This window comes from Sphingomonas sp. LH128, from assembly GCF_000293195.2.
Classification (GTDB): domain Bacteria; phylum Pseudomonadota; class Alphaproteobacteria; order Sphingomonadales; family Sphingomonadaceae; genus Novosphingobium; species Novosphingobium resinovorum_A.
This window is the reverse complement of sequence record NZ_ALVC01000419.1, coordinates 1-5,131: the sequence shown is the minus strand read 5'-3', so window position 1 is coordinate 5,131 and position 5,131 is coordinate 1. Positions and strand designations below refer to the sequence as shown.

The window sequence follows — 5,131 nt, the reverse complement described above, 5'->3', positions numbered from 1 at the left end:
ATGCGAACGCGCTTGGCGGTGGGGGCGGTTCGGCCTAGACTTTCGCGCTTGGGTCACGGACCGCACCGAAGAGGGCGGCCGGAAGGAGAGGGACATGCGAATGGCAGCACAGATTCACGACGGTGACCGCCCGCTGGTGGCCTGTGCCTCGCATGCGCAGGACCCGGCTGATGCCGTCGCGGAACTGGTCGAGGCCATTGGCGGCGTGGAACTGGCAGGCGCGCTGCTGTTCTGCTCGCACCGCTACCCGCGTGAGGAACTGGCGCGCGTGCTCACCGCCCGGCTGCCGGGGGTGCCGCTGATCGGCTGCACCAGCGCGGGCGAACTCACCAGCCGGGGCTACGATACCGACAGCCTGCTGCTGATCGGCTTTCCCGCCGCCGGCTTTTCGATGGCTTCGCTGCGGTTCGAGGATCTCGACAACTTCGACCCCGTGACCGCGCAGGGCGCTATCCGCCAGCTCGTCGCGGGGGCGCGGCTGGACCACGGCGCGGCGGACGATCTGCATCAGGTGGCGCTGTTCTTCGTGGACGGCCTGTCGCACCGCGAGGAACTGCTGACGATGACCGCGCAGCATGCGCTGGGCGACGTCCAGCTGATCGGCGGTTCCAGCGGCGACGGCCTGTCCTTCCGAGAGACGGCGGTGCTGCACGAGGGGCGCTTCCACTCCGACGCGGCAGTGATCGCGGTGCTGACCAGCCGCCGCCCGATGCACGTCTTCTGCGCCAACCACTACCGCCCCGGCCCGGCCAAGATGGTCATCACCGAGGCGGACCCGGAAACCCGCACCGTCTACGAGATCAACGCGGCCCCCGCCGCCGAGGAATACTTGCGGCTTTCCGGCTCTCCGGGCGAGGAACTCGACGTCCACTTCTTCGCCGCCCATCCGCCGATGGTGCGCACCGGCGGCCAGTTCCACGTCCGCTCGGTGCAGAGCGCGAACCCCGACGGTTCGCTGACCTTCTACTGCGCGATCGACACCGGCGTCGTCCTGACCATCGGCGAGCCGGTGGACCGGCTGACCTGGATGCGCGAGCTGTTCCAGTCGGTCTCGCGCAAGGTGGGGGAGATCGATCATATCATCGGTTTCGACTGCGTGCTCAACCGGCTGGATGCCGAGGACCGGCAGATCCTGCGCGAAGTTTCCGACATCTATGTCGAGAACAACGTGCTGGGGTTCAGCACGTATGGCGAGCAGTTCCTTGCCGCGCACATGAACCAGACCTTCAGCGGGCTGGCGATCGGGCGGGCGGTGGATGAACCGGCACGGCCATGACGATGCCTTGCCCCCTTGCTCGTCATTGCGAGCGCAGCGAAGCAATCCAGAGCCGCGCAAACCGCCCTGGATTGCTTCGCTGCGCTCGCAATGACGAGCGGTGGGGAGGCGAACCGGCGTTGAACGAAGATCTGCGGCTTCCCCCCCTCCTCCGTCATTGCGAACCCGCGCAGCGGGTGAAGCAATCCAGGGCGGTTCGCACTGCCGTCAGCCCGGCGAGCGCCGCCTGATGCACCTGCTTTCCGCCACCCCGGGCACGATCTCCAACGGCGAGGAGGCGATCGACCTCGACCAGCCGCCGGGCGACGTCGTCATCCTGACGGTGGCGGACAGCGAACTCGCCTGCTTCGCCAAAGCGGCGGCAGGGCTGCCGGAGGGCGCGCCGAGCGTCCGCCTCGCCAACCTGCTGCAGTTGCGGCACCCGTATTCGGTCGACCTTTACGTCGAGAAGGTGATCGCCCACGCAAAATTCGTCTGCGTGGTGCTGCTCGGCGGCAAGAGCTACTGGCCCTACGGCATCGACGAAATCGCGCTGATCGCCCGCGAGAAGGGCATCGCCTTCGCCGCCATCGCCGACGGGCGTGAGGATGATCCGACGCTGACGGTCGCCTCCACCCTCCCCGCCGAGACGGTCGAGCACCTCCGCGACTACCTGCGGCAGGGCGGCAGCGCCAATGCCCTGTCGTTCCTGCGCACCGCCGCAAGGCTGATCGGCGCGGACTGCGGCCAGCCGGACGATCCGGTGCCGGTGGCCGACGCCGGGCTCTACCTGCAAGGCGTGGATCGGCCGAGCTTGGCCGACTTGCGCGCATCATGGCGCCCCGACGCCCCTGTCGTGCTGCTGGTATTCTACCGCGCGCTGATGATCGCGGGCACGCTCGACGCCGTGGACGCGATGGTCGCCGCATTGCAAATGCGCGGGTTCAACGTCGCCGCCGTCCATGTCCGCGCGCTGCGAGAGCCTTTCGCCATCGACTGGCTCGGCGGCCTGATGGCCGAGATCGCGCCCGACGTGATCGTCAATGCCACCAGCTTCGCCTCCTCGTCCTCGGGCGAGCCGCGCGTCGGCGGGGTTCTCGAACGCGCCGACTGCCCGATCCTGCAGGTCGCTTTCGCGGGTGTCGAGGAAGCGGACTGGCAGGCCGCCGCACGCGGCCTCGGCCCGCGCGATCTGGCGATGAACGTGGCGCTTCCCGAACTCGACGGCCGCCTGTTCACCCGCGCCGTCGCCTTCAAGGCCGCCGAACGCTTCGACGAAGTGACGAAGTGCGGCATCGTCGTCCCCCGCGTCGCGCCCGATCGCGTGGCCTTCGTAGCAGACCTCGCCGCCAACTGGGCGAGCCTGCGCCGTACCGTGCCCGCGCAGCGCAAGGTGGCGCTGGTGCTCGCCAACTATCCCAACCGCGACGGGCGGATCGGCAATGGCGTCGGCCTCGACACGCCCGCCAGCGCGGCCTCGATCCTCTCCAGCCTTCGTGCCGCCGGATACGATACCGGCGGCGCGCCCGAGGACGGGCAGGCGCTGATGCGGCTGATGACCGGCGGGGTGACCAACGACCTCACATCACTGGATCGACCCGGCGAGATTTCGCTGCCGCTGGCCGACTACGAAGCCGCCTTCGCCGGAGTGCCCGAAAGCGCACGCAAGAAGATGCTGGAGCGCTGGGGTGCGCCCTCTGCCGATCCCTTCGTGAAGGACGGCGCGTTCCGGCTGGCAGTCCACCGCTTCGGCAATGTCTGCGTCGCCGTGCAACCGGCGCGGGGGTACAACATCGACGCCAAGGAAACCTACCACGACCCGGCGCTGCCGCCGCCGCACGCCTACCTCGCCTTCCACGTCTGGCTGGGGCGGCGGTTCGGCGCGCAAGCGCTGGTGCATGTGGGCAAGCACGGCAATCTCGAATGGCTGCCCGGCAAGGCGATCTCGCTCTCGGCCGAGTGCTTCCCCGAGATCTGCGCCGGGCCGCTGCCGCAGCTCTACCCCTTCATCGTCAACGACCCCGGCGAGGGCACGCAGGCCAAGCGCCGCATCGGCGCGGTGATCGTCGACCACCTGCCCCCGCCCCTCACCCGCGCCGAAAGCTACGGGCCGCTCAAGCACCTCGAAGCGCTGGTGGACGAATACTACCTCGCCGCCGGGATGGACCCGCGCCGTCTGGAGCGGCTGCGGCGCGACATCATCGACCTGGCCCGCTCGCAGGGGCTGGACAAGGACGCCGGAGCCGAGGGTGACGGCGACGATGCGCTGTCGGCGATCGACAACTATCTGTGTGAACTCAAGGAACTGCAGATCCGCGACGGGCTGCATGTCTTCGGGCAATCGCCGGAGGGCCGCTTGCGGCGTGACCTGTTGGTGGCGCTGGCGAGAACGCCGCGCGGGTATGACGGGCCGGGGCAAGCCTCGCTGCTGCGGGCGATGGCCGAGGATTTCGCGCTGGGGTTCGACCCGCTCGACTGCCGCATGGCGGACCGCTGGGATGGCCCGAGGCCGGAGGCGCTGGCGGCGGTATCGGACGAGCCCTGGCGCACGCTGGGTGATACAGTCGAGCGGCTGGAACTGCTGGCGGCGGAATGGGTATCCCGTCGTCCCGGACTTGATCCGGGACCGCTGGCCGTGAACAGCCTACTCATCGGCGCGCCCGGCAAGGTCCCGCCCCAAGTTTTGCCAGCGGTCCCGGATCAAGTCCGGGACGACGACCTGCCGCGCACCGCCGCCGTCCTCCACGCCATCGCCGCCGACCTCGCCCCGCGCGTGGACGCCTGCGGCCCCGCTGAAAGCGCCGCCCTGCTCGCAGGGCTCGACGGCCGCTTCGTCCTGCCCGGACCCTCTGGCGCCCCCACGCGCGGCCGCCCGGACGTGCTGCCCACCGGGCGCAACTTCTACTCGGTCGATACCCGCGCGGTGCCCACCGCCGTCGCCTGGGATCTCGGCCAGCGCTCCGCAGAGTTGCTGGTGGAGGACTACCTCCAGCGCGAGGGCGAATACCCAAGGGCCATCGCGCTCTCCGCATGGGGCACCGCCAACATGCGCACCGGCGGCGACGACATCGCGCAGGCCCTCGCGCTGATGGGCGTGCGCCCGCGCTGGGAGTGGACCTCGGGCCGCGTCACCGGGTTCGAGATGATGACGCTCGCCGAACTGGGCCGCCCGCGCGTGGACGTGACCTTGCGCGTCTCGGGCTTCTTTCGCGACGCCTTTCCCGAGCAGATGGACCTCATCGACAGCGCCGCCCGCGCCGTCATGGCGCTGGAGGAAAGCGCCGAAGACAACCCCGCCGCCGCCCGCCACCGCGCCGAAACCGCGATGCTCGCCGCTGAAGGGCAGGACGAAACCGTCGCCGCCCGCCGCGCCGGAGCCCGCGTGTTCGGCTCGAAACCGGGGGCCTACGGCGCCGGTCTGCAGGCGATGATCGACGAGAAGCTGTGGCATGACCGCGCCGACCTCGCGAACGTCTACCTCGACTGGGGCAGCTACGCCTATGGCGCGGGTGTCGAGGGCGATGCCGAGCGCGATCTCTACGCAGCCCGGCTGACGCAGGCCGACGCGGTGGTCCAGAACCAGGACAACCGCGAGCACGACCTGCTCGACAGCGACGATTACTACCAGTTCGAGGGCGGCATCGCCGCTGCGGTCGAGCACCTGAAGGGCCGCGCGCCGGTCAGCTACCACAACGATCACTCGCGCCCCGAACGCCCGGTCATCCGCACGCTGGCGGACGAAATCGGCCGCATCGTAAGGGGCCGCGTGACCAATCCCAAATGGATCGCGGGCGTCATGCGCCACGGCTACAAGGGCGCGTTCGAGATCGCCGCCTCGGTGGACTACCTCTTCGCCTTCGCCGCGACGACCAGCGC

Annotated in this window: 2 protein-coding genes; both read left to right on the top strand. The window is 69.7% G+C overall.

Annotated elements, in window-relative coordinates; genetic code table 11:
* Positions 1 to 100: 100 nt before the first annotated feature.
* On the top strand, positions 101 to 1,276 hold the full coding sequence (locus LH128_RS26955; RefSeq protein WP_008832867.1) for an FIST N-terminal domain-containing protein: 1,176 nt from the start codon (positions 101 to 103) through the stop codon (positions 1,274 to 1,276).
* 229 nt (positions 1,277 to 1,505) lie between these two features.
* On the top strand, positions 1,506 to 5,131 hold a 3,626-nt coding region (gene cobN, locus LH128_RS26950; protein ID WP_008832866.1), incomplete at its 3' end, for a cobaltochelatase subunit CobN.